Below are 21,249 nucleotides of genomic sequence, written 5' to 3'. Positions count from 1 at the left end.
GAAGGCTGCGACCGAGCGGAACGCTGCGGCCAAGACCACGGCACGCACGGCATCGGCTCGCAGCGCTGCGGCCAAGACCGCTGCGGCCAAGGCCGCGGCGACGAAGGTAGCGAAGGCTGAGGCGGCGAGAGTCGCGAAGGAGCAGGCCGTAGCCGCGGAGGTCGACGCATCTGCAGTCGACATCACGGGCGTGGACCCGCACGAGCTCGCCGATCCTGCCGCGATCTCGGTGGAGGAGACGCCTGTCGAGAAGGCTCCTGCAGAGGAGAAGGCAGCGCCGGAGTTCCCTGGCGAAGGAGCGCCCCTCGAGCAGGCGGCGGTCGCTGAGGTGCCTCTCGAAGAGGCCCCGATCGCGGAGGCCACAGTCGAGGAGGCGCCGGTCGCTGAGGAATCCGTCGAACAGGCATCCGTCGAAGAGGCATCCGTCGAAGAGGCATCCGTCGAGGAGGTACCCGTCGAAGAGCCACTCGTCGACGACACGGCCGGTGACGGACCTGTGGTCACGGAGCCCGAGATCGGGCACGACATCGATGACGAGGTCGTCGAGAGTGACGACACGACCGACGTCTTCGTTCCGCTCGTCCACGAGCACGTCGAGGTCGATTCCTCCGTCGATGAGGGGGCCGGCCCGCGCGATGACGTCGCGTCGGCGTCCGGCGCCGAGGCCATTCGCATCCGCGGGCTGGTGAAGACCTTCGGCGATCACACGGCCGTCAACGGGATCGACCTCACTGTGCCCGCCGGTTCGTTCTACGGGATCGTCGGCCCCAACGGCGCAGGAAAGACCACGACTCTCTCGATCGTCGCGGGGCTGTTGCGGGCGGACCGAGGCGACGTGGTGATCTGCGGTGTCGATCAGAAGTCGAAGCCGCTCGCCGCGAAGCGCATGATGGGGGTCCTTCCCGATCGCCTGCGCACCTTCGATCGGCTCACGGGACGCCAGCTGCTCCACTACTACGGGCTTCTTCGCGGCCTGGCCTCCGATGTCATCGAGAAGCGCGTCGGCGACCTCGCTCGTGCCTTCGACCTCGGCGATGCGCTGAACCGCGTCGTGTCCGACTACTCGGCGGGAATGACGAAGAAGATCATGCTCGCCGGAGCGATGATCCACTCGCCTCGCGTGCTTGTCCTCGACGAGCCTTTCGAAGCAGTGGACCCCGTGTCGTCGGCGGTGATCCTCGACATCCTGCGCGCATACGTCGCGCACGGCGGCACCGTGATCCTGTCGAGCCACGGTATGGATCTCGTGGAGCGCGTCTGCTCGCGAGTCGCGATCATCGTGGGCGGCGACGTCCTCGCCGAGGGGACGATCGACGAGGTGCGCGCAGGCCAGACGCTCGAAGCGCGCTTCGTCGAGCTCTCCGGCGGCATCGGAGAGGTGGAGGGGCTCGAGTGGCTGCACACGTTCTCCGACTGAGGGCAGCGCTCCTGATCGGTGCGCTTCGCGGCGAACGTCGGGTGCGCACCCTGGTCACGCTCGCCCTCGTCGTCGCGATCACCGTGGTGGTGTGCTCAGCGGTCCTCAGCCTCGATGATGCGCCGATCGCGGTCGCGCGCACCGTGATCGTGCTGGGAAGCGGCGCACTGCTGCTCGGATTCCTGGTGGGGCCGGTGCTCGTCGGCGCCACCGACCAGCTCGACCCACGGCGCTTCGCCGTCTTCGGGGTCGATGAACGGCAGATGCCGTGGATCCTCGCTCTGGCCTCGTTCGTCAGCGTGCCGAGCGCGGCCGTGGTCTCGGTGCAGGTGAGCGTCTGCATCGTCGCTATCCGCCTGGGCGCCCCGTGGCCCCTCGCCGTGCTGATGACGGCGCTGGCGGTTCTGTCGACGCTGCTCGCGTCACGCATCGGCATGGCGGTGAACGCCCTGCTGCTGCCGGAGCGCCGGTCACGCGAGCTCACGGCGATCTTCGCGCTCGCGCTGATCGTCATCGCCTTCCCCGTCGCGGTCTTTCTGGCCTCATTGAAGTGGGACGGAGAGGTCCCGGCGGCCGTCGCCGCACTCACCGGAACCGTCGGGCTCACGCCCCTCGCCGCTCCGTCCTGGTTCGTCTTCGCCGTCGCGACCGACGATGCCGGGGCATGGATCAGCGGAGTGATCGCGGTCGCGACGGCCGTGTTCCTGTGGGTCCTCTGGAGCTGGCTCGTCCGACGCCTGCTCACCACCACCGAGCGCCCCCTCGCCTCGCGCGAGCGCACAGGGCTCGGTTGGTTCGGTCTGTTGCCGTCGAACGCCTTCGGCGCCATCGCCGCACGCAGCCTCGTCTACTGGCTGCGCGATCGCCGCTACATCATGAACCTCATCGTCGTGCCCGTCGCGGGAGCGCTGACGGTGCTCCCGCTTCTGGTCGCGGGAGTGCCTCTCGAGGTCGCCGCGCTGGTGCCGGTTCCGGTCATGGCGCTGTTCTTCGGCTGGCTTCCGCACAACGACGTCGCCTACGACTCGACCGCTCTGTGGACCCACGTCGCGAGTGGCGTCCGCGGCATTCCCGACCGGCTGGGACGCCTCGTGCCCGTACTTCTCGTCGCGGTCCCGGTGCTCGCCATCGCGGTGCCGCTCACTCTTCTGTGGATCGACGATTGGCGGCTCCTGCTTCCTCTCACAGGGCTCGCCGCAAGTCTTCTGTTCTCGGCGCTCGGTTTCTCGAGCATCGTCTCCGCTCTCGCGCCGTATGCCGTGTCGCGTCCGGGCGACAGCCCGTTCCAGCAGCCGCAGCGTCCGACCTCCCGGGGCGTCTACGGTCCGGCGGCGGCGTTCCTCGGAGCGCTGATCGTCAGCATCCCCACCGGATGGCTGCTCGCGCTGACGATCGCGGAAGGATCCGCGTACGCGCCCGCGACGTTCTGGGCAGGACTCGCGACCGGGCTCGGGGTGGCCGCGATCGGAGTGGGCATCGGCGGGCGGGTCTTCGAGCGCGGAGGCGAGAGACTGATGGAGTTCGTCGAGACGGCCTGAGCACCGCCCCGACGGGCCCGTCGCACGGCTAGACTCACGGGATGAGTACTCCGCTGGACAGCCCCGATCAGGGCGGCGTGGCAACGCTTGATCGCGAACTGGAAGAGCTTCTCCGGGAGGAGAACCTCGAGCCGGGCGACCATGAGCGTTTCTCTCACTACGTCAAGAAGGACAAGATCCTCGAATCGGCGATCACCGGCAAGCCGGTGCGTGCGCTGTGCGGCAAGAAGTGGACGCCGGGACGCGACCCCGAGAAGTTCCCGATCTGCCCCACGTGCAAGGAGATCTACGAGTCGATGGTTGGCTGACGCCCGCTCGATGACGCCCGCATCGATGATGCGGGCGAACCGTTCCGTCAGCGCACGTCGACGAAGACTGTCGGGATGGCCGGATCCGACTTGCTGAGAGCGAGCGCCCGCACAGGGAGCTCCTCTCTGACCTTCAGATGATGTGCCCGGGCCGACGCGGTGCCCTGCGGGCCCTCGAACGACGCGTCGATCTCGCCGGCCTCCACGAAGACGGTCTGCAGTGCTCGTCCGTCGGGATGCTCCGCGGGGCTGTCGAGTTCTTCGAAGCCGTCGGACACGACCACCGTCTCGGAATCGGCGACTCCGTCGACCAGAGTCCGGAACGCGGCCTTGCGTCCGCCCTGCGACGCCTTGTCGGCTGAGGCCTTCGCGACGCCCACCCAGGCACCGCTGGGATCCTGGCGCGCCACGAGCTTGTAGACCATGCTCGCCGTGGGATATCCGGAGCCGGTCACGACCGACGTTCCGACGCCGTACGCATCGACGGGAGAGGCCGCGAGTGCCGCGATGGCGTACTCGTCGAGATCGCTCGTCACCGTGATGCGCGTGGCGGTCGCCCCCAGTTCGTCCAGCAGGGCGCGAACCTCGCCGGCGACGATCGGCAGGTCGCCGGAGTCGATGCGCACGCCTCCCAGACCGGTGCCCGCGACCCGGATGGCCGTCTCGACGCCGGCGCGGATGTCGTACGTGTCGACGAGCAGGGTCGTGTCGGTGCCGAGGCTGTCGATCTGCGAACGGAACGCTTCCTCCTCTGTCTCGTGCAGCAGCGTCCACGAGTGCGCCGCGGTGCCCATCGTGGGGATGCCCCAGCGGCGCCCGGCTTCGAGGTTACTGGTCGCGCCGAAGCCGGCGATGTACGCCGCGCGTGCGGCGGCCACGGCCGACCGCTCGGCGGCGCGGCGAGAGCCCATCTCGGCGAGTGGGCGTTCGCCCGCGGCGATGCTCATGCGTGAGGCGGCGGTGGCGACGGCGGAGGCGTGGTTGAGCACGCTGAGCGCCAGCGTCTCGAGCACCACGGCGTCGGCGAAGCTGCCCTCGACGGTCAGGATGGGGGAACCCGGAAAGTACAGTTCTCCCTCTCGGTAGCCGCGGATCGAACCCGTGAAGCGGTAGTTCTCGAGATAGGTCAGCGACTCGGCATCGACGATGTCGTTGTCGCGCAGGAACCGCAGCTCCCCATCGCCGAAACGGAACTCCCGCAGCAGCGACAGCAGACGGCCGGTGCCGGCGACGACGCCGAATCGGCGCCCTCCGGAGAGGCGCCGGGAGAAGAGCTCGAACACACTCGGTCGCGACGCCGTGCCGTCACGCAGCGCCGCAGCGAGCATGGTGAGTTCGTAGCGATCGGTGAGCAGCGCCGTGGACGTCGTCATGCGCTCAGCTTAGTGACGACACCCGCTCGGGTTGCTGGGCGTGACGCCGGGTGTACGCGGGTAGGCTGGGGAGTCATGAACGACGCCCCGATCGGAATCTTCGACTCCGGTGTCGGCGGACTCACGGTGGCCCGGGCCATCAGAGCCCAGCTGCCCCGGGAATCGTTCGTCTACATCGGCGACACGGCGCATTCGCCGTACGGCCCGAAACCCATCGCCGACGTGCGTCGCTACAGCCTCGAGGTTCTCGACACGCTGGTCGATCAGGGCGTCAAGATGCTCGTGATCGCGTGCAACACGGCATCCGCTGCGATGCTCCGTGATGCGCGTGAGCGCTATGACGTGCCGGTGGTCGAGGTGATCGGCCCGGCGGTGCGCCGCGCGGTCTCCACCACCCGCAACGGTCGAGTGGGCGTCATCGGAACCGTCGGGACGATCGGCTCCCGCGCCTATCAGGACATGCTCGAGGTGAATGAGCGGCTCGAGGTCTTCACTGCCGCATGTCCGCGTTTCGTGGAGTTCGTCGAGGGCGGCATCACCGGCACTCCCGAAGTGCTCGCCACGGCCGAGGAGTACCTCGCGCCGCTGCGGAACGCCGATGTCGACACCCTGGTGCTCGGATGCACGCATTACCCGTTCCTCCGCGGCGCCATCAGCTACGTGATGGGGGAGGGTGTCACGCTCGTCTCGAGCGATGACGAGACCGCGGGAGACGTCTATCGTCAGTTGGTCCGCGGCGACCTCCTCGCTTCCCCCGACGCGACCGCCTCGTACGTGTACGAGGCGACGGGCGACTCGACCACCGAGTTCACCGCCCTCGCCAACCGTCTGATGGGCCGGGAGGTGCGCGACGTGCAGCTCGTGCAGACCGGTGTCATCACCCTGCCTGAGCACGCCTCCGGGCTCTGACTCCACCGCAGCATCCACCTGCTTCTTCCACCCCCACCGAAGGAAACCCATGACCAGCATCGTCCGGGCCGACGGCCGCAGCACCGACCAACTCCGCGAGATCACGATCGAGCGCGGCTGGAGCAGCCATGCCGAGGGATCCGCCCTGATCAGCTTCGGCGGCACCAAGGTGCTCTGCACCGCGTCGTTCACCAACGGTGTGCCGCGTTGGCTCACCGGCAAGGGCAAGGGATGGGTGACCGCCGAGTACTCGATGCTTCCCCGTGCGACGAACAGTCGCAACGACCGTGAGAGCGTCAAGGGACGCATCGGCGGGCGCACGCATGAGATCTCTCGCCTGATCGGTCGCGCCCTCCGCGCCGTCGTCGACACCAAGGCGCTCGGCGAGAACACCATCGTGATCGACTGCGATGTCCTGCAGGCCGACGGCGGCACGCGTACCGCGGCGATCACCGGGGCCTATGTCGCGCTGGCCGACGCGATCGAGTGGGGCCGGGAGAAGAAGTTCATCGGCAAGAACGCGACGCCGCTCCTCGATTCGGTCGCCGCCGTGTCCGTGGGGATCATCGACGGCGAGCCCATGCTCGATCTCGCATATGTCGAGGACGTCCGGGCCGAGACCGACATGAACATCGTCGTGACCGGCCGCGGGCTCTTCGTCGAGGTGCAGGGAACCGCTGAGGGTGCACCGTTCGACAAGCGCGAGCTCGACGCGCTGCTCGAACTGGGCGTCGCCGGCTGCGCCGACCTGAAGGACGAGCAGCTGAAGGCGCTCGCCGGCTGATGAAGGTCGTCCTCGCCACGCACAATCCGCACAAGGTCGCGGAGTTCCAGCAGATCGTCGCGTCGACGCGTCCCGATCTCGAGGTCGTCGGATACGACGGTCCGGAGCCGGTCGAAGACGGGGTGACCTTCGCCGAGAACGCCCTCATCAAAGCGCGTGCAGCCTCGCAGCACACGGGACTCCCGGCACTCGCCGACGACTCCGGCATCTGTGTCGACGTGCTCGGTGGGTCCCCAGGGGTGTTCTCGGCCTACTGGGCGGGACAGAAGAAGGATGCCGCGGCCAACCTCGAGCTGCTGCTCGACCAGCTGCGCGACATCGCAGATCCGCATCGCACCGCTCATTTCACCTCGACCATCGCGCTGGTGACCCCGGAGGGTGCGGAGCACGTGGTCGTCGGGAACTGGCCCGGGCGGCTCGCCCCGTCGGCGTCCGGTGGCGGCGGGTTCGGCTACGACCCGATCTTCATCCCCGACGGCCAGCCGTCAGGGGAGGAGCGCACGGTGGGCGACTTCACCGCCGACGAGAAGCAGGCCCAGTCGCATCGCGCCCGCGCGTTCGCGGAACTGCTGCCGTTGCTCGCCATCCTGTGAGGGGCCTCGGCCGCTGATCGCCAACTGAGAATCATCACCATTCCCGACTGCGCGCAGACCGGCCGAGCGGCCATGTCGTCGGTCTAGCCTGGAGGCATGCACGATCACGCGCCGGCCGCCGGCGGCATCCGCTCTGCGAGTCATCGCCGCCTTCTGGCGATCTCGCTGAGCCTGACCGCGACCATCATGGTCGTGCAGGTCGTGGGCGCGATCCTCACCGGGTCGCTCGCGCTGCTGGCTGACGCCGCCCACATGTTCACCGATGCGTCGGCGCTGGTGATCGCTCTGATCGCCGCGGCCGTCGCCGCGCGACCCGCCGATGACCGTCGCACGTTCGGCTATCAGCGTGCCGAGGTGTTCGGGGCGCTGATCAACGCGATCATCCTGATCCTGCTCGCCGGATGGGTCGGTATCGAAGCCGTCGGGCGGCTGCTGAACCCGGGCGAGACCGAGGTCGTCGGAGGGCTGATGCTCGTCGTCGCGATCGTGGGCCTGGTGGCGAACGCGATCTCGATGTGGCTGCTGAGCCGTGCTCAGCGCACGAGCATCAACGTGCGAGGTGCGTACCTCGAGGTGATGGGTGACCTGATCGGTTCGGCGATGGTGATCATCGCGGCGGTCGTGATCGTGACGACGGGATGGATGCCGGCGGATGCGCTCGCGTCGATCATGATCGCCCTGCTGATCATCCCGCGGGCCATCGCGCTGCTGCGCGAGGTGTTCTCGGTGCTCTCCGAGTCGGCGCCCGCCGGAACCGCGGTCAGCGACATCCGTCAGCACCTGCTCGACTACGACGGGGTCGTCGGAGTGCACGACGTGCACGTGTGGCAGCTGACCCGCGGCGCGCCCGTCTTCAGCGCGCACGTCAGCGTCGAACCCGCGCTCCTCGCCGACGGTCGCTCGGCGAAGCTGCTGAGCGATCTGCAGTCGTGCCTCGCGCACCACTTCGACGTGGAGCATTCGACCTTCCAGATCGAACCGGCCGAGCAGTCGGACTGCGAACCGCATCACGCCTGACGGGTCAGCTCTCGACGACGACCTCATCGGGGGACTTGTCGGGGCGGAGGCCCCGCCAACGGGAGTGGCGGAGGACGCCGTCGGGGGTCCAGTTCGCGAACTCGACCTCGCCGACCAGTTCCGGCTCGACCCACAGCGCGTCGGAGGCGTCGAGAGCGGGCACTCCGTCGAGCGGCGCGGACTCGACGCGCAACGGCGCGAGGCGTGCGAGCAGGTCGCGCAGCATCCGGTCGGTGAAGCCGGTCCCCACGCGCCCGACGTAGCGCAGGCGGCCGGACTCCGGCACCGCGAGCAGCAGGGAGCCGAACGTGCCCTCGCGGTCGCCCTTGCCCGGCCGGATGCCGACGATCACGACCTCCTGCATCCGGGTGAGCTTGAGCTTGAGCCAGGCGGTGGAGCGCTGGCCTGCGCGATAGCGGGACGCGGGATCCTTCACGACCACGCCCTCGAGGCCGAACTCGTCGCTCGCGGCCAGAGCGGCGTCGACGTCATCGAACACGGGCGGCACCTGCACCGGCGCGTCGAGGTCGGAGACGACCTCCTCGAGCAGCGTGCGCCGCTGCGACAGGGGCATCGAGCTGAGGTCGTGCCCGTCGAGGCGCAGCAGATCGAAGACCATGTACACGATCGGTGTGCGCACGACCTCTCGTTCGATCTCGCGCGGCCGCGTGAGATGCATCCGGTTCTGCAGCAACGAGAAGCTCGGTCGGCCCTGCCTGTCGAAGGCGACGATCTCCCCGTCGAGGATGGCATCGGCGACGGGCAGGAACGGTGCGCCGTCTGCGGTGAGCTCCGGGTACCGGCCGGTGATGTCGGTACCGCTGCGGGCGTGCAGCAGCATCCGCCCGTCCGCCCACGTGCCGATCGCGCGGATGCCGTCCCACTTGACCTCGACCCAGGACGGAGTGCTGAGACTGCGGGCGATCGCGGGAGTGCCGTTCTCGGCGAGCATGGGGGATACGGATGCCGAGGAGTTCGCTGCGGCAGAGATCCGGGTTCGGTGCCTCGGCGAGTCGCTGCGCCCCGTCGGTGACTCATCGGTGGGTGCCGAAGGATGCGTCGACTGCACCCGCGGAGCGTGTTCGGTGCGCAGCGAGGCCATGGGGTCGAGCCCTGACTCTGCCCGTTGCAGCACGGTCGCGAAGTCGAGCTGCGCCAGATCGGGGTCGTCCAGTTCGTCCCACGTGCGAGGAGCTGCCACCCACGGCTGCGCCCGCCCCCGCATCGAGTACGGCGAGATCGTCGTCTTCTTGCCGTTGTTCTGGCTCCAATCGAGGAAGACCTTGCCGCCGCGAGCCGCCTTCGCCATGGTGCTGGTGGCGAGGTCGGGGTGCTCGGTCTCGATGAGGCGTGCGATCTCCTTCACGATGGCGGAGATCTCGTCGCTGGTCTGCTGACCGGGCAGCGCCGCGTACAGGTGTATTCCCTTGCTCCCGCTCGTCACGGGGACGGGGTCGAGGCCGATGTCGCTCAGCAGACTGCGGGCGATCCGGGCGACCTCCGCGCACTGGGCGAGTCCGACGCCGGGGCCGGGGTCGAGGTCGAGCACGAGGCGGTCGGGCCTGCCCGGAAGTCCGTCCGGCGCGAACCGCCACTGTGGCACGTGCAGCTCGATCGCGGCGACCTGCGCGAGCCACACGAGCGTCGGCACGTCTTCGACCAGCGGATACTCCTTCGGCCCGTCGGAGTGACGGATCCCGTGTCGCGGGATCCAGGTCGGAGCGCCCGGTTCGAGCTGTTTGGTGAAGAACGCATCGGCGGGATGCTCGGTGGTTCCCACACCCTCGACCCAGCGCTTTCGGGTGACCGGTCGGCCGTCGAGCAGGGGGAGGAGGTGGGGTGCGATCGCCGTGTAGTACGCGATGATCTCGCCCTTGGTCGTGCCGGTTTCGGGGTACACGACCTTGTCGAGGTTGGTGACGCGCAGGCGGCGGCCCTCGATCTGCACAGTCTGCGCCTCCGGAGCCATGACGCCAGCGTAGTCAAGGTACTGGCCGCGACCGGCGCGGCTGGTGTTCACTGGGGGCATGAGAACGATCTGGAAGGGCGCGCTGACCTTCGGCCTCGTGAACGTGCCGGTCAAGGTGTACTCCGCCACGGAGGACCACGATGTGCCGCTGCACCAGGTGCACGAGAAGGACGGCGGACGCATCCGGTATCAGCGCACATGCGAGGTGTGCGGCGAGACCGTCGCCTACGCCGACATCGATCGTGCGTATGTCGAGGAGGGGCAGACGGTCGTGCTCACGAAAGACGACCTCGCGGCGGTGCCCGCCGAGAAGAGCCGTGAGATCGACGTCGTCGAGTTCGTGCCGTCGGATCAGGTCGACCTGCTGACGCTCGACAAACCGTATTACCTCGAACCCGACTCGAAGTCGCCCAAGGCCTACGTGCTGCTGCGCAAGACGTTGGAGCAGACCGACCGCACCGCGATCGTGCGCTTCACGCTTCGCCAGAAGACGCGGCTCGCGGCGCTGCGCGTGCGGGGGAAGGTGCTGGTGTTGCAGACGCTCCTGTGGGCGGACGAGGTGCGCGAAGCAGAGTTCCCGGTGCTCGATGAGGACGTGCGGATCTCGAAGAAGGAGCTCGAACTCTCGGCATCCCTCGTCGACAGCTACTCGGCCGACTTCGACCCGGAGTCGTTCGTCGACGAATATCAGAAGGAGCTGCGCACCCTGATCGACGCCAAGATCGAGGCGGGCGACACCTTCGACGTGTCGGAGACCTTCGGTGAGACCGAGGGTGATGAGAAGAGCGGCGAGGTCATCGACCTGATGGAAGCGCTGCGCGCGAGCGTGGCACGGACGAAGGCTGCGCGCTCGGAGTCGTCCGAGACCAAGGCGAGCACGAAGAAGAGCCCGAGCAAGAAGAAAGCGGGCTGAGTCCTCAGCCCGCTTTCGCCGTCGTTCGAGATCAGTGCTTGCCGTCTCCGTCGAAGTCGGGAGCGCGGTCGAAGACCTCGGGGTCGAGCGCGAGTTCCTCGGCTTCCGCGGCGTCGGTCTCACCCTCACCGGCGAGGGCTTCCTTCTTCGCCTTGTGACGCTCCGACAGGTAGTGCCAGAGGGTGACGAGGGCGGTGCCGCCGACGGCGGCGAGCAGGATCAGGTCGATGTAGCTCTCGACGAAGTGCGCGACCGGGGGGATGAACCCGATGGCGTAGCCGAACATCGTGAGGCCGAAGCCCCACAGGATCGCGCCGATGAGGTTGTAGAGCGTGTAGCGGCGCCACGGCATGTGGCCGACGCCGGCGGCGACGGGAGCGAAGGTGCGCACGATCGGCACGAAGCGGGCGAGGATGACGGTGATGCCGCCGAAGCGCTCGAAGAACGCGTTCGTTCGTTCGACGTTCTTCTTGCTGAAGAGGCCCGATTCCTTGCGTTCGAAGACCGCAGGGCCGCCCTTGTGGCCGATCAGATACCCGACTTCACCGCCGACGAACGCCGCGAGGCCGATCAGCAGGGCGACGATCCACACGTTGATGCCGAAGACGCCGTGCTCGGAGCCGGCGATCGGGTGCGACAGCAGGCCGGAGATCACGAGCAGGGTGTCGCCCGGCAGCAGGAAGCCCACCAGAAGGCCCGTCTCCGCGAAGACGATGAAGCACACCACGAGCAGTGCCCACGGCCCGGCTGATCCGATGATGGTCGCCGGATCGAGCCAGGGGATGAGAGCGGCGTGATGCATGGGTTTCCCGTCGTAGTGAGGTGTGCGGCGGTACAGACGTCGGTCGCGGGGGATGCGACTGATCGGTGCGGAAGGTGGGACTTGAACCCACACGCCCTGGGGCACAGGAACCTAAATCCTGCGTGTCTGCCAATTTCACCACTCCCGCGCGGTGAGATAAGTCTACTTACCGGGGGATCACGCGTTGCTGAGGATCCGCCGCGCAGCCCGGATCGTGCTCTGTGGATAACTCGGGCGACCGGGAACCGATTGTTGCGAGGATGCTCGGGTGATCCTGCCTGCCGTCCTCGTCTCCGAACGCGTGCGGCAACGTCTGCGCCGCGATGGCACCGACCCCACCCTCGATGCCGGTGCTGCTCGCACGCTCGCGCTCGCCGAGGTGCGTCGGTTCAATGACGTCGCGCTCGCTCGGGGCGAGGCGATGATCGATGACGAGGCCGCGTGCGTGCGCGACGTGCTGGCGGCGGTGAGCGGCTTCGGGGCGCTGCAGTCGCTGCTGGACGACCCCGAGATCGAGGAGATCTGGCTCAACGGCCCCGAGAACGTGCACATCGCTCGCGGTGGGATCGCCCACAGGGTCGATCTGCGACTGACCGAGGCGACGCTGCGGGACCTCGTCGAGCGGATGCTGCAGTCGACCGGGAGACGCGTAGACATCAGCCAGCCGTTCGTCGATGCCTCGCTGCCGGACGGGTCGCGTCTGCACGTGGCGATCGCCGATGTGGTGCGCGGCTCGTGGGCCGTCAACATCCGCAAGTTCCTGCCCCGGTTCCGATCCCTCGAGGCGCTCGTCGCGGCGGGGACTCTGCCGCATCATGTCGCGGAGACGCTGCGATGCGCGATGCGCGACGGAGCGAGCGTCATCGTGTCAGGGGCCACGCACGCAGGAAAGACCACGGTCCTCGGCGCGCTGCTCGCCGCGTGTTCCGACGCCCAGCGGATCGTCACCGTCGAGGAGACCTTCGAGCTCGCGGTCGACGGGCCGGACGTCGTCTCACTGCAGGGGCGGCAGGCGAGTCTCGAGGGCTCGGGAGAGATCACTCTTCGCCGGCTGGTGAAGGAAGCTCTGCGCATGCGGCCCGATCGGCTGGTCGTGGGGGAGGTGCGCGATGCCGAGGCGCTGGATCTCGTGCTCGCTCTCAACACCGGTGTGCCTGGGGCGGCGACGGTCCACGCCAATTCCGCGTCCGAGGCGCTCGACAAGCTCGCGCTGCTTCCGCTGCTCGCGGGACGGAACATCGACCGGTCGTTCGTCGCGCCGGCGATCGCGGGATCGGTCGATCTCGTCGTGCACTGCGTGCGCGACGACGACGGCGCGCGGCGGATCGCAGAGGTGATCGCCCCGACCGGTGCCGTGATCGACGGGCGCATCGTCTCGCGGTCCGTGTATGCGCGCGACGGTCAGGCCGCGAGTCTGGGTACCGCGTGGCGCCGGGGCGAGGCGCGCGCATGACCGTGCTGCTCGGCGCGACGCTCGCCGCCGGACTCCTTCTGGCGGTGTCGCCGTGGCTGTGGCCACAGCGGCCGGGGGTGCCGCAGGCGCCTCGTCGTGGTCCGCTCGCCCGGACTCTCGAGGAGGCGGGACTCGGGGCGGTGCGACCTCGATCGCTCGTGATCACCATGCTCGCGGCGGCACTCTGTGCGGCATCCGCGGCCTGGCTTCTGACCTCCATCCCGGTTCTGGCAGCGCTCGCATCCGTCGCCGGAGGCGCGGCTCCCGTGATCGCTCTCCGTGCCCGCCGACTGCGCCTGCGCAAGACGCGTCGCCAGGTATGGCCTGATGTGTGCGATCTGCTGATCGCCTCGATCCGTGTGGGGATATCGCTGCCCGACGCCGTGGCCGGTCTCGCCGAGTCCGCTCCTGCGATGATGCGCCCCGCGTTCGCCTCCTTCGCGCGAGATCTTCGTGCCACGGGACGCTTCGAGTCGAGCCTGGATCGACTGAAGGCCGCCTTGGCCGATCCGATTGCCGATCGGATTATCGAGACGTTGCGTATGGCTCGACAGGTCGGCGGCACCGAGCTCAGCGGGGTGCTGCGTGCGCTGTCAGCCTCCGTGCGCGCAGATGCGGCTCTGCGAGGTGAGGTCGAAGCGCGCCAGTCGTGGATTCGCGGTGCCGCGGTGCTCGGCGCCGTCGCACCCTGGGTGATTCTGGCTCTGCTGGTGATGAGGCCCGAGGGTGCCGAGGCGTACGGGACTCCGGAGGGGATGATGGTCATCTGCCTCGGCGCGTTCGTCTCGGTCGTCGCCTATCGAGTGATGATCCGGATAGGACGATTGCCGGAACCGGGCAGGTGGTTCGGATGAACGCGTTCTCCGCACTTTCGCTGTCGATGCTCATCGGGGGTGTGCTGGCCGCAGGAGTGCTGTGCATCATCAGCGCGCTGCCGCGGTGGGGCGCACTCTCTCTCGCGCGCCGTATCGGCCCCTACGTGCGCGATGTCGTGTCCGATGCCGACCTGCCGCCCGGCGTGCTGCCTGCGGCGCCGGTGCTTCCCGCGGGCAGCACGTCGCCCTGGATGCGGGTGCAGGAGGCGTTCGGTCGTGTCATGGGGAGTCGGGAGGCGCTGCAGCACAGGCTGGCTCAGGCGGGAATCGGCATGGATGCCGCGACCTTCCGCGGTCGCCAGCTGGGGTGGGGCGTCGCCGGCATCGGAGCCGGGGCGGCGGCCCTCATCGTCCTCGTGCTCACCGGTCGGATGACCGCCCCGGTGTCGCTGCTGCCGCTGCTGGCGGGTGCGGGCGCCGCAGCCGCCTATGAGACGCAACTCAGCGCGCGCGTGTCCATTCGACGAGGACGTCTGACGGACGAGCTGCCCACGACGCTCGAGTTCCTCGCCCTCTGCCTGTCGGCGGGAGAGGGGTTCCTCGATTCTCTCCGACGCGTCGCGTCGGTCGGCTCTGGGGCGCTCACCATCGAACTGCGTGCAGTGGTCGTCGCCGTCGGCACCGGGTCGTCACTCGCCGACGCCCTCGGCGATCTCGCGATCCGTCTGCAGCTTCCCGGCCTGACACGGGCGGTCGACCAGGTGATCGCCGCGCTCGAACACGGCGCACCGCTCGCCGCCGTCCTGCACGCGCAGGCCGGCGACGCTCGGGAAGACGCGAAGCGTGTGCTGATCGAACAGGCGGGTCGCAAGGAGATCCTGATGCTCCTGCCGCTCGTCTTCCTCATCCTGCCGCTGTCCGTGCTCTTCGCGATCTATCCCGGACTGTTCATCCTGCGACTCGGCATCGGCTGAGCGCTCAACGAAAGGACGATCTCCATGACCCTTCTTCGACGCCGGTGGGCGGCTGCCGCCGGGTGGATGCGAGACCTCGCGGACGACGACGCCGGCGACGTGCCCGGGTGGGTGCTCGTCACACTCATGACGGCAGGGCTCGTCGTTCTGATCTGGGCGGTGGCAGGACCGGCGTTGAGCGAGCTGTTCGAACAGGCCATCGCGCGTGTCTCCGGGATCTGACCTGTGAGGTGCGGGCACCACGGAGCGGTGATCGACCTCGGTCGTCCACGGCGGCCCGTGGACGACCGAGGTTCGAGCCCCGTCGAGTTCATCCTGGTCGGCACTCTCCTCACCGTGCTGACGCTCGCAGTGATGCAGCTCGCTCTCGTGGTGTACGTCCGGAACGTCGTGCATGACGCTGCAGTCGAGGGTGCGCACTTCGCCGCGCTCGCGGACACGACACTGGCGGAGGGCGCCGAGCGCGCGCGGGCGGTGATCACCCGCGCCGTCGGCGCGACCTATGCCGACGACATCACCGTCGTCGGGGAGTCGATGCTCGGTCAGCCCACCGTGCGAGTCACGATCACTGCGCCTCTTCCTGTGATCGGTCTGCTCGGGTTGCCTCGCTCTCTCACCGTCGAGGCGGCTGCGCCGAAGGAGACGTTCGGAGATGGATGACGAGGGCTCTGCTGCCCTGGAGTTCATCGCCGTGGGGGTCATTCTGCTGGTCCCGCTGGTGTACCTGATCGTCGCGCTGGGGGCGATTCAGGAGCAGACGCTCGGTGTCGAGGCCGCCGCCCGGCACACGATGCGTGCGATCGCCGTGGCGCCGAGCGCAGAGGCGGCAGAGACGCGTGGCGAGCAGGTGCTCGCGAGCGTGGTCGAGCAGTACGGCCTCGACGCCGGGTCGCTCGAGATGTCGCTGACGTGCCCTGGAGAGGGAGAAGAGTGTCCGCGGGCAGGAGAGACCGCCACGCTCACGGTCACTGCGGATGTGTCGCTTCCGCTGATCCCCGCCGTCTTCGGTCTGGAGAATGCCGCGACGATCACCGTCGAGGGATCCTCCGTGCAGAAGATGTCGCGCACCTGGGGCGAGCAGTGAGCGGTCGGGACCGACGTGACGATGAGGGAAGCGTGCTGCTCCTCACGCTCGGTTACGCACTGCTCGCCCTCGCGCTCACCTTCGTCTGCGTGTGTGCGACGGATCTCTACATCGCGCAGAAGCGTCTCGACGACCTTGCGGATGCCGCGGCGCTCGCCGGAGCCAACGGATTCACGCTCATCGTCGACGGCTCCACGGTTCTCGCCGAGCTCACGGATCAGCGGGTTCGGGAGCAGGCGGCAGCGGTGATCGATGTGGCGCCCGAGGCGGTGACGCTCGTCTCCGCCGCCGCAGAAGGGGTCTCGGCGCGGGTGACGATCGCTTCGCCGTGGCATCCTCCCCTGCTGTCGCTGTTCATCCCCGACGGAGTCGACCTGCAGGCGACCGGCACGAGTCGCACGGCAGTGCGGTGAGCGTGGGAATCAGGCGACCATGCGGTCGAGCATGGCGCGCACTCGCATGTCGAAGCCCGCCGGCACATCGTGCGGGAGCGCGTCGACGGGCCACCACCGCACATCGCCGGACTCGTCGCTCACGGTGAGTGGCGATTCCATCGGGACGACCAGACCGACCCCGACGTCGAGGTGCGAGGCGCAGCGTCCGAAGGCGTTCGACAGCGAGTGGTGGTCGAGGTCGTAGACGAGCGGTGACGCCGGATGCGTCGCAATGAGTCCCGTCTCCTCCGCGAGCTCGCGCAGCGCCGCGTCGACGATCGAGGAGTCGTCTTCGAGGTGACCGCCCGGTTGCACCCAGAACCGCCCCTTGCCGTGGAACACCAGCGCGATCTGCGTGAGAGAGGGATCGAACACGAACGCCGACGCCGTGGCGTGGTTGGGGCCGTCTCCCCGAGAGACAGGACCCGCATCGTTCGAGAAATGGCGGGTGAAGTCCGCAAGCTCCATGCGGTCGCGCGCAGACCGGGGAGAGTAGCCGGCGACCAGGGCTCGCATGTCCGCGCCCAGCGTGGTCACTGCTCCTCCTTCGCCCGCGGGACGAACCGGGGGATCCATCGCAGGAATCCGCCTGCTCCGACGATTCCGATCACGCCCATCGCGGCGGCAGCGACAGGGAGCGAGGCGACGGCGATGATGCCGGAGACGAGCAGCGGGGCGATCGCGCCGCCGGCATCCGTGAGCGTGCGCCACGAGCCGAGAAACGCAGCAGGTTCCGTCTTCGGTGCGACGTCGGCGCCGAGGGTCAGCAGGATGCCGCTCGACAGGCCGTTGCCGACCCCGAGGACCGCCGCGAACATGCCGAACCAGAGCACGGCGGCATCGAGGTCGTGCGTGACGGACAGTGCGAGGAAGCCGGTACCCATCAGCAGCATGGCCGGCATTGCCGCCCACAGCCTGCCGAACCGGTCCATCACCTGGCCGCTCGCGTAGAACAGGGCGAAGTCGATGGCTCCCGAGACCCCGACCACGAGGGCGATCGTCGAAGAGTCGAGGCCGAGGGAGAGCCCCCACAGAGGCAGGACGACCTGACGGGCCGACCGCACCGCGGAGAGCGATGCTGCCGCGAGACCCAGCCGCCCGAGCACGCTCCTCTGCACCCACATCGTGCGGAAGACCCCGGCGCGCGCCGCTATCGGAATCGACCCCGTGACGACCTCACCGGAGTCGTCGGAGAGGGCAGCGGTGCGGATCGCGGTCGCCGCCGGGACGGTCTTCTCGGGGTCGGGGCCGAACAGCACGAGAAGCACCATCACGATCAGGCAGCCCAGGAAGAACCAGATCGCGGCGATCTCGGAACCGAACAGCTGCAGCAGCCCTGCGGCGACGAAGGGGCCGATGAAGACGCCGAGGCGGAAGCTGCCGCCCAGGAGCGACAGAGCGCGGGCGCGGAAGGCGAGGGGGACTCTGGTCGTCATGAACGCGTGACGGGCGAGGCCGAAGGCTGCCGCGCAGAAGCCGAGGAGGAAGACGGATGCCGCGAGCACGGTGAGAGACGGGGCGAACACCATGCCGATTCCGGCGGCGATCGCCACCGTGCCGGCGATGACCATGGTGAAACGCTCGCCGATGCGTGACACCGCCCATCCCGCAGGGACGTTGCCGCACAGCTGACCCACGACGAGAGCCGAGGCGACCAGGGCCGCGAAGGCGACGTCGGCGCCCATCTCGGCAGCGATCACGGGGATCAGCGGAATCACCGCGCCCTCGCCGAGCGAGAACAGCACCGTGGGGAGGTACACCATCGGCCCGAATCGCTTCAGGACCGTGGATGCAGTGTTCACTCGTTTCACGCTACTCCGTCGCGCGGGGTGTCCGAGCCCGACGAAGGGTCCCCGCCGGTACAGGCGGCACGTTAGGCTGGACGCGACATGCTCGAACTCGATCTCTCCGCCGACATCCAGGCCCTCCGAGTCACCTACGGTGACATCCGCGAGGTCGTCGATGTCGATGCGCTCCGCTCCGATATCGCCCGACTCAGCGAAGAGGCCGGTGCGCCCGATCTCTGGGATGACACCGATCACGCGCAGAAGGTGACCAGCGCGCTGAGTCACCGGCAGTCGGCGCTCGCTCGTGTCGAGGGCATCGGCCAGCGACTCGACGACCTCGAGGTCCTCATCGACCTGGCGAACGAGATGGGCGATGAGGACTCCGCCATCGAGGCGCGGAACGAACTCACGGCCCTGACCGAGATCATCAACCAGCTCGAGGTCCAGACGCTCATGGATGGCGAGTACGACGAGCGCTCGGCCATCATCACGATCCGCTCGGGTGCCGGCGGCGATGACGCCACCGATTTCGCCGAGATGCTCATGCGCATGTACCTGCGCTGGGCTGAGCGTCACAAGTACCCGGTGAAGGTTCTGGACACCTCGTATGCCGAGGGCGCGGGCATCAAGTCGGCGACGTTCGAGATCGACGCGCCGTACGCGTTCGGCACGGTCTCGGTCGAGGCCGGCACGCATCGCCTCGCCCGCATCAGCCCGTTCGGCTCCGCCGACAAGCGTCAGACGTCGTTCGCCGCCGTCGAGGTCATCCCGCTCATGGAGGAGGCGACCGAGGTCGACATCCCCGAGAGCGACATCCGCGTCGACGTCTTCCGTTCCTCGGGCCCGGGCGGTCAGTCGGTCAACACGACCGACTCCGCGGTGCGCCTCACGCACCTTCCGACGGGCATCGTCGTCTCGATGCAGAACGAGAAGTCGCAGATCCAGAACCGCGCCGCCGCGATGCGCGTGCTCCAGACCCGGCTTCTCCTGCTGCAGAAGGAGGAAGAGGCCGCGAAGAAGAAGGAACTCGCCGGAAACATCACGGCGAGCTGGGGCGACCAGATGCGCTCGTACTTCCTCTACGGCCAGCAGCTCGTCAAGGATCTGCGCACCGGACACGAGTCGGGCAACCCCGCAGCGGTCTTCGACGGCGACCTCGACGGATTCATCTCCGCGGGCATCCGCTGGCGCAAGCGCAAAGAAGAGGACTGAGCCGCACCGCTCTCAGCGAGCGGGACCCTCTCAGCGAGCGGACCCCTGGAACGACTCCGTGACCTCGTCGTTGCTGTAGACGATGCACTGGATCGTGCGATCGTCGAGGCGGTTCCACGACGCCTCGGTGGGGACGAACCAGTAGTTGTCGAGCGCGGAATCCTTGTAGGGGATGCCCACATACTCGGCGAACGCCGTGTCGCACCGTTCTGTCGCGAGAGTCTGCAGGGCGTCGTCGCCCGGGTAGTCGCCGTCATCGGCGTCGAAGATGTAGTACACCTCGTCGGTGTGCGGCTGATCACACGGCACGATCGGGAGCTCGTACACCTCGTCGCCCCACTCCATGAACGGGATGCACTGGCCGACAGCGAGCTCGTCGAAAGTGACGGTCTCTGCGCCGGGCGGAGGTGTCGCTTCCGCCGACGGCGACGGCTCGCGCGAAGGCTCGTCCGACGGCACCGGCTTCTCGGTCGCTGCCGGTGCCGGCTCATCGGCAGGCGACTCCGCCGCTGCGAAGGTGAGCAGCGCGACCGCGAGAGCGAGCACCGCACCGAGCACGCCCACGGCCAGACCGGCGATGCCGGCCCATTTCGCGCCCGGGAGGAAGAGTGACACGAGCGACGTCACGAAGCCGACTCCGAGGAGGATCCAGCCGATGAAAGCGATCGCCGGGATGCACGACAGGGCGACACCGAGCGCCGCCAGCGTCAGCCCGATGATGGCGAGCACGGAGGTGCGCCGCTTCGCGGCGGCGGGGCGTGGAGCGTAGGGATCGAGGGGGACGGCGGCCGCCGTCGCAGGCGCACCCGGGTAGGAGGCAGCGGATGCGACGTGCCCACCGGTCGGAGCGGCAGGCTGAGATGCGGCTGTCGCGGGTGTCGCCCACGGGGCTGATTCCTGTGCAGCGTAGGGAGGGGTGAACGTCGGGATCTCGGGTTCTGAGCCGGAGCCGGAGCCGGAGGATGGGGTGATGCCCGCGCTCGAGCCGGGCTCCACGACAGACTCATGCGGAGTCGTCTGCGCCGGTGACGGCGGAACCGCATCCATCGTGTGCTCGGTCCAGGCCGAGCCATCCCACCACCGGAGCCGACCGGAGCCGTCGTCGTACCATCCTGCGGGCGTCGTCATCGTCGACTCCGTTCTGTGCTCGTCACCCGAACGCCTGGCTCAGCCTGCGGTCGGGACGATCGAGATCCGCGCGATCTCGCGGGCGGCCTCATCCGTGATCACGAGAACGTACGAGTCGCTCTGCGCGATGTCGAATGCGATGGGGCCGCTGACGGTCTGCCCGGATTCGAGCAGTTCATTGGGTGCGCCCGTGACGAAGAAGTCGAGCTGGCCCTCGGTGCCGTCAGCTGTCTCGAGAGCGGTGAAGAGGGGATTCGCCGGCGTGGTGCCGTCGATCCCCGTCCAGGTCGTCTCGACGGTGAGATAACCGCCGTTCGTCGAGGGGACCCCTGAGCCATCGTCGGTCGACCACGTGGCTCCGGTGACGGTCACCTCGCCGGTGCCGCCGAGCCAGCGGAGCGTCACGGTGTCGCCGATCGATCCCTCTTCGACCTGCACAGTCGAGGAGTCCTCATCGGGCTCTGTGCTCGGCGGCGGGGTCGATTCCGTGTCGGATTCGCTCGCCGGAGGAGGGGTGGGTAGGTCTCTGATGGCCTCGGAGAGTGCCGCCCCCACGAAGAAGATCGCCATGACGACGGCGATGATCGCGCCCACGAACGAGAGGATGAGCCCCGAGATGCCGGGCCACTTCCGGCCTTTGAGGAACAGCGAGATCAGCGACACGATGAAGCCCGCGCCCAAGAGGATCCAGCCGAAACCGACGGTGAAGGGGATGCACGAGAGGATGGTTCCGAGTCCG

At 68.4% G+C, this 21,249-nt stretch carries 22 protein-coding genes, 1 tRNA gene and 1 pseudogene; 16 read left to right on the top strand and 8 right to left on the bottom strand.

Annotated elements, in window-relative coordinates:
• The 3 genes from RTM68_RS09400 to RTM68_RS09390 form a co-directional block, all read left to right on the top strand.
• Positions 1-1,417: ATP-binding cassette domain-containing protein (locus tag RTM68_RS09400; RefSeq protein WP_396654218.1), on the top strand; the 1,417-nt coding region annotated here is incomplete at its 5' end.
• Positions 1,393-2,955 (top strand): hypothetical protein, encoded by a 1,563-nt coding sequence (locus tag RTM68_RS09395; RefSeq protein ID WP_312170318.1) that lies wholly within the window; start codon positions 1,393-1,395, stop codon positions 2,953-2,955. The genes RTM68_RS09400 and RTM68_RS09395, both read left to right, overlap by 25 nt.
• Before the next feature lie 41 nt (positions 2,956-2,996).
• Positions 2,997-3,263: a DUF3039 domain-containing protein gene (locus RTM68_RS09390; RefSeq protein ID WP_028503536.1), complete on the top strand. Its 267-nt coding sequence runs from the start codon at positions 2,997-2,999 to the stop codon at positions 3,261-3,263.
• 47 nt (positions 3,264-3,310) lie between these two features.
• On the opposite strand, the gene RTM68_RS09385 is transcribed toward RTM68_RS09390, so the two are convergent.
• The gene (locus tag RTM68_RS09385) at positions 3,311-4,636 is read right to left on the bottom strand and encodes a nicotinate phosphoribosyltransferase (protein ID WP_312170311.1); all 1,326 of its coding nucleotides are present in this window, start codon (positions 4,634-4,636) and stop codon (positions 3,311-3,313) included.
• Positions 4,637-4,711: 75 nt separating this feature from the next.
• On the opposite strand from RTM68_RS09385, the gene murI reads away from it, so the two are divergent.
• From murI to RTM68_RS09365, 4 genes are all read left to right on the top strand, one after another.
• Positions 4,712-5,545: a glutamate racemase gene (murI, locus tag RTM68_RS09380; RefSeq protein ID WP_194765487.1), complete on the top strand. Its 834-nt coding sequence runs from the start codon at positions 4,712-4,714 to the stop codon at positions 5,543-5,545.
• A gap of 49 nt (positions 5,546-5,594) precedes the next feature.
• Positions 5,595-6,329, top strand: coding sequence for a ribonuclease PH (gene rph / locus RTM68_RS09375; protein WP_194765488.1), 735 nt, complete (start codon positions 5,595-5,597; stop codon positions 6,327-6,329).
• Positions 6,329-6,922: an RdgB/HAM1 family non-canonical purine NTP pyrophosphatase gene (gene rdgB / locus RTM68_RS09370; protein ID WP_312170310.1), complete on the top strand. Its 594-nt coding sequence runs from the start codon at positions 6,329-6,331 to the stop codon at positions 6,920-6,922. The genes rph and rdgB overlap by 1 nt, the downstream gene beginning before the upstream one ends.
• Positions 6,923-7,018: 96 nt before the next feature.
• Positions 7,019-7,939 (top strand): cation diffusion facilitator family transporter, encoded by a 921-nt coding sequence (locus RTM68_RS09365; protein WP_312170308.1) that lies wholly within the window; start codon positions 7,019-7,021, stop codon positions 7,937-7,939.
• A gap of 4 nt (positions 7,940-7,943) precedes the next feature.
• On the opposite strand, the gene ligD is transcribed toward RTM68_RS09365, so the two are convergent.
• Positions 7,944-9,908, bottom strand: a complete 1,965-nt coding sequence (gene ligD / locus RTM68_RS09360; RefSeq protein WP_312170306.1) for a non-homologous end-joining DNA ligase — start codon at positions 9,906-9,908, stop codon at positions 7,944-7,946.
• 58 nt (positions 9,909-9,966) lie between these two features.
• Here ligD and RTM68_RS09355 point away from each other — a divergent pair, with 58 nt between their 5' ends.
• Positions 9,967-10,821, top strand: a complete 855-nt coding sequence (locus RTM68_RS09355; protein ID WP_312170305.1) for a Ku protein — start codon at positions 9,967-9,969, stop codon at positions 10,819-10,821.
• Between the two features lie 31 nt (positions 10,822-10,852).
• Here the strand turns inward: RTM68_RS09355 and RTM68_RS09350 are convergent, their stop codons facing one another.
• Both RTM68_RS09350 and RTM68_RS09345 read right to left on the bottom strand, forming a co-directional pair.
• The gene (locus RTM68_RS09350; protein ID WP_194765493.1) at positions 10,853-11,623 is read right to left on the bottom strand and encodes a DedA family protein; all 771 of its coding nucleotides are present in this window, start codon (positions 11,621-11,623) and stop codon (positions 10,853-10,855) included.
• Positions 11,624-11,689: 66 nt separating this feature from the next.
• Positions 11,690-11,771, bottom strand: a tRNA-Leu gene (locus RTM68_RS09345).
• A 120-nt stretch (positions 11,772-11,891) separates the two neighbouring features.
• On the opposite strand from RTM68_RS09345, the gene RTM68_RS09340 reads away from it, so the two are divergent.
• Genes RTM68_RS09340 through RTM68_RS09310 form a run of 7 tightly spaced genes read left to right on the top strand, consistent with a single transcriptional unit; the run spans position 11,892 to position 16,362 of the window.
• Positions 11,892-13,076: an ATPase, T2SS/T4P/T4SS family gene (locus RTM68_RS09340; protein WP_312170303.1), complete on the top strand. Its 1,185-nt coding sequence runs from the start codon at positions 11,892-11,894 to the stop codon at positions 13,074-13,076.
• The gene (locus RTM68_RS09335; RefSeq protein ID WP_312170301.1) at positions 13,073-13,930 is read left to right on the top strand and encodes a type II secretion system F family protein; all 858 of its coding nucleotides are present in this window, start codon (positions 13,073-13,075) and stop codon (positions 13,928-13,930) included. The genes RTM68_RS09340 and RTM68_RS09335 overlap by 4 nt, the downstream gene beginning before the upstream one ends.
• Positions 13,927-14,865 carry a type II secretion system F family protein gene (locus RTM68_RS09330; protein WP_312170299.1) on the top strand — a complete coding sequence of 313 codons (939 nt, stop codon included), beginning with the start codon at positions 13,927-13,929 and terminating at the stop codon, positions 14,863-14,865. The genes RTM68_RS09335 and RTM68_RS09330 overlap by 4 nt, the downstream gene beginning before the upstream one ends.
• A 24-nt stretch (positions 14,866-14,889) precedes the next feature.
• Positions 14,890-15,087: a hypothetical protein gene (locus tag RTM68_RS09325; RefSeq protein ID WP_312170297.1), complete on the top strand. Its 198-nt coding sequence runs from the start codon at positions 14,890-14,892 to the stop codon at positions 15,085-15,087.
• A 57-nt stretch (positions 15,088-15,144) separates the two neighbouring features.
• Complete coding sequence (locus RTM68_RS09320; RefSeq protein ID WP_312170295.1) at positions 15,145-15,525, top strand: TadE/TadG family type IV pilus assembly protein; 381 nt, start codon at positions 15,145-15,147, stop codon at positions 15,523-15,525.
• Positions 15,518-15,949, top strand: a complete 432-nt coding sequence (locus tag RTM68_RS09315; RefSeq protein ID WP_312170294.1) for a TadE family protein — start codon at positions 15,518-15,520, stop codon at positions 15,947-15,949. The genes RTM68_RS09320 and RTM68_RS09315 overlap by 8 nt, the downstream gene beginning before the upstream one ends.
• A gap of 32 nt (positions 15,950-15,981) precedes the next feature.
• Positions 15,982-16,362: a hypothetical protein gene (locus RTM68_RS09310; protein WP_312170292.1), complete on the top strand. Its 381-nt coding sequence runs from the start codon at positions 15,982-15,984 to the stop codon at positions 16,360-16,362.
• Between the two features lie 9 nt (positions 16,363-16,371).
• Here the strand turns inward: RTM68_RS09310 and RTM68_RS09305 are convergent, their stop codons facing one another.
• Positions 16,372-16,920, bottom strand: coding sequence for an NUDIX domain-containing protein (locus RTM68_RS09305; RefSeq protein ID WP_312170291.1), 549 nt, complete (start codon positions 16,918-16,920; stop codon positions 16,372-16,374).
• Positions 16,917-18,146: an MFS transporter gene (locus RTM68_RS09300; RefSeq protein WP_312170320.1), complete on the bottom strand. Its 1,230-nt coding sequence runs from the start codon at positions 18,144-18,146 to the stop codon at positions 16,917-16,919. Before RTM68_RS09300 ends, RTM68_RS09305 begins: the two co-directional genes overlap by 4 nt.
• A 126-nt stretch (positions 18,147-18,272) precedes the next feature.
• On the opposite strand from RTM68_RS09300, the gene prfB reads away from it, so the two are divergent.
• A complete protein-coding gene (prfB, locus tag RTM68_RS09295) occupies positions 18,273-19,382 on the top strand; it encodes a peptide chain release factor 2 (protein WP_194765500.1) in 1,110 nt (369 codons plus the stop codon).
• Positions 19,383-19,412: 30 nt separating this feature from the next.
• Here the strand turns inward: prfB and RTM68_RS09290 are convergent, their stop codons facing one another.
• Positions 19,413-20,510 carry a DUF2510 domain-containing protein gene (locus RTM68_RS09290; protein ID WP_312170289.1) on the bottom strand — a complete coding sequence of 366 codons (1,098 nt, stop codon included), beginning with the start codon at positions 20,508-20,510 and terminating at the stop codon, positions 19,413-19,415.
• A 39-nt stretch (positions 20,511-20,549) separates the two neighbouring features.
• Positions 20,550-21,249, bottom strand: a pseudogene (locus RTM68_RS09285) (hypothetical protein); the annotation flags it as partial.

The organism is Microbacterium sp. (genome assembly GCF_031988965.1).
GTDB lineage: Bacteria > Actinomycetota > Actinomycetes > Actinomycetales > Microbacteriaceae > Microbacterium.
The sequence above is the reverse complement of the archived record's forward strand: the minus strand, read 5'-3'. Positions and strand labels throughout refer to the sequence as shown.

What these genes read in the sequence shown, in the direction of transcription:
- RTM68_RS09355 (WP_312170305.1), top strand. Translation starts at nt 9,967, where the DNA reads ATGAGAACGATCTGGAAGGGCGCGCTGACCTTCGGCCTCGTGAACGTG.
- RTM68_RS09315 (WP_312170294.1), top strand. Translation starts at nt 15,518, where the DNA reads ATGGATGACGAGGGCTCTGCTGCCCTGGAGTTCATCGCCGTGGGGGTC.
- RTM68_RS09325 (WP_312170297.1), top strand. Translation starts at nt 14,890, where the DNA reads ATGACCCTTCTTCGACGCCGGTGGGCGGCTGCCGCCGGGTGGATGCGA.
- prfB (WP_194765500.1), top strand. Translation starts at nt 18,273, where the DNA reads ATGCTCGAACTCGATCTCTCCGCCGACATCCAGGCCCTCCGAGTCACC.
- RTM68_RS09350 (WP_194765493.1), bottom strand. Translation starts at nt 11,623, where the DNA reads ATGCATCACGCCGCTCTCATCCCCTGGCTCGATCCGGCGACCATCATC.
- murI (WP_194765487.1), top strand. Translation starts at nt 4,712, where the DNA reads ATGAACGACGCCCCGATCGGAATCTTCGACTCCGGTGTCGGCGGACTC.
- rph (WP_194765488.1), top strand. Translation starts at nt 5,595, where the DNA reads ATGACCAGCATCGTCCGGGCCGACGGCCGCAGCACCGACCAACTCCGC.
- RTM68_RS09390 (WP_028503536.1), top strand. Translation starts at nt 2,997, where the DNA reads ATGAGTACTCCGCTGGACAGCCCCGATCAGGGCGGCGTGGCAACGCTT.
- RTM68_RS09330 (WP_312170299.1), top strand. Translation starts at nt 13,927, where the DNA reads ATGAACGCGTTCTCCGCACTTTCGCTGTCGATGCTCATCGGGGGTGTG.
- RTM68_RS09385 (WP_312170311.1), bottom strand. Translation starts at nt 4,636, where the DNA reads ATGACGACGTCCACGGCGCTGCTCACCGATCGCTACGAACTCACCATG.
- RTM68_RS09365 (WP_312170308.1), top strand. Translation starts at nt 7,019, where the DNA reads ATGCACGATCACGCGCCGGCCGCCGGCGGCATCCGCTCTGCGAGTCAT.
- RTM68_RS09335 (WP_312170301.1), top strand. Translation starts at nt 13,073, where the DNA reads ATGACCGTGCTGCTCGGCGCGACGCTCGCCGCCGGACTCCTTCTGGCG.
- RTM68_RS09300 (WP_312170320.1), bottom strand. Translation starts at nt 18,146, where the DNA reads ATGGTGTACCTCCCCACGGTGCTGTTCTCGCTCGGCGAGGGCGCGGTG.
- rdgB (WP_312170310.1), top strand. Translation starts at nt 6,329, where the DNA reads ATGAAGGTCGTCCTCGCCACGCACAATCCGCACAAGGTCGCGGAGTTC.
- RTM68_RS09290 (WP_312170289.1), bottom strand. Translation starts at nt 20,510, where the DNA reads ATGACGACGCCCGCAGGATGGTACGACGACGGCTCCGGTCGGCTCCGG.
- ligD (WP_312170306.1), bottom strand. Translation starts at nt 9,908, where the DNA reads ATGGCTCCGGAGGCGCAGACTGTGCAGATCGAGGGCCGCCGCCTGCGC.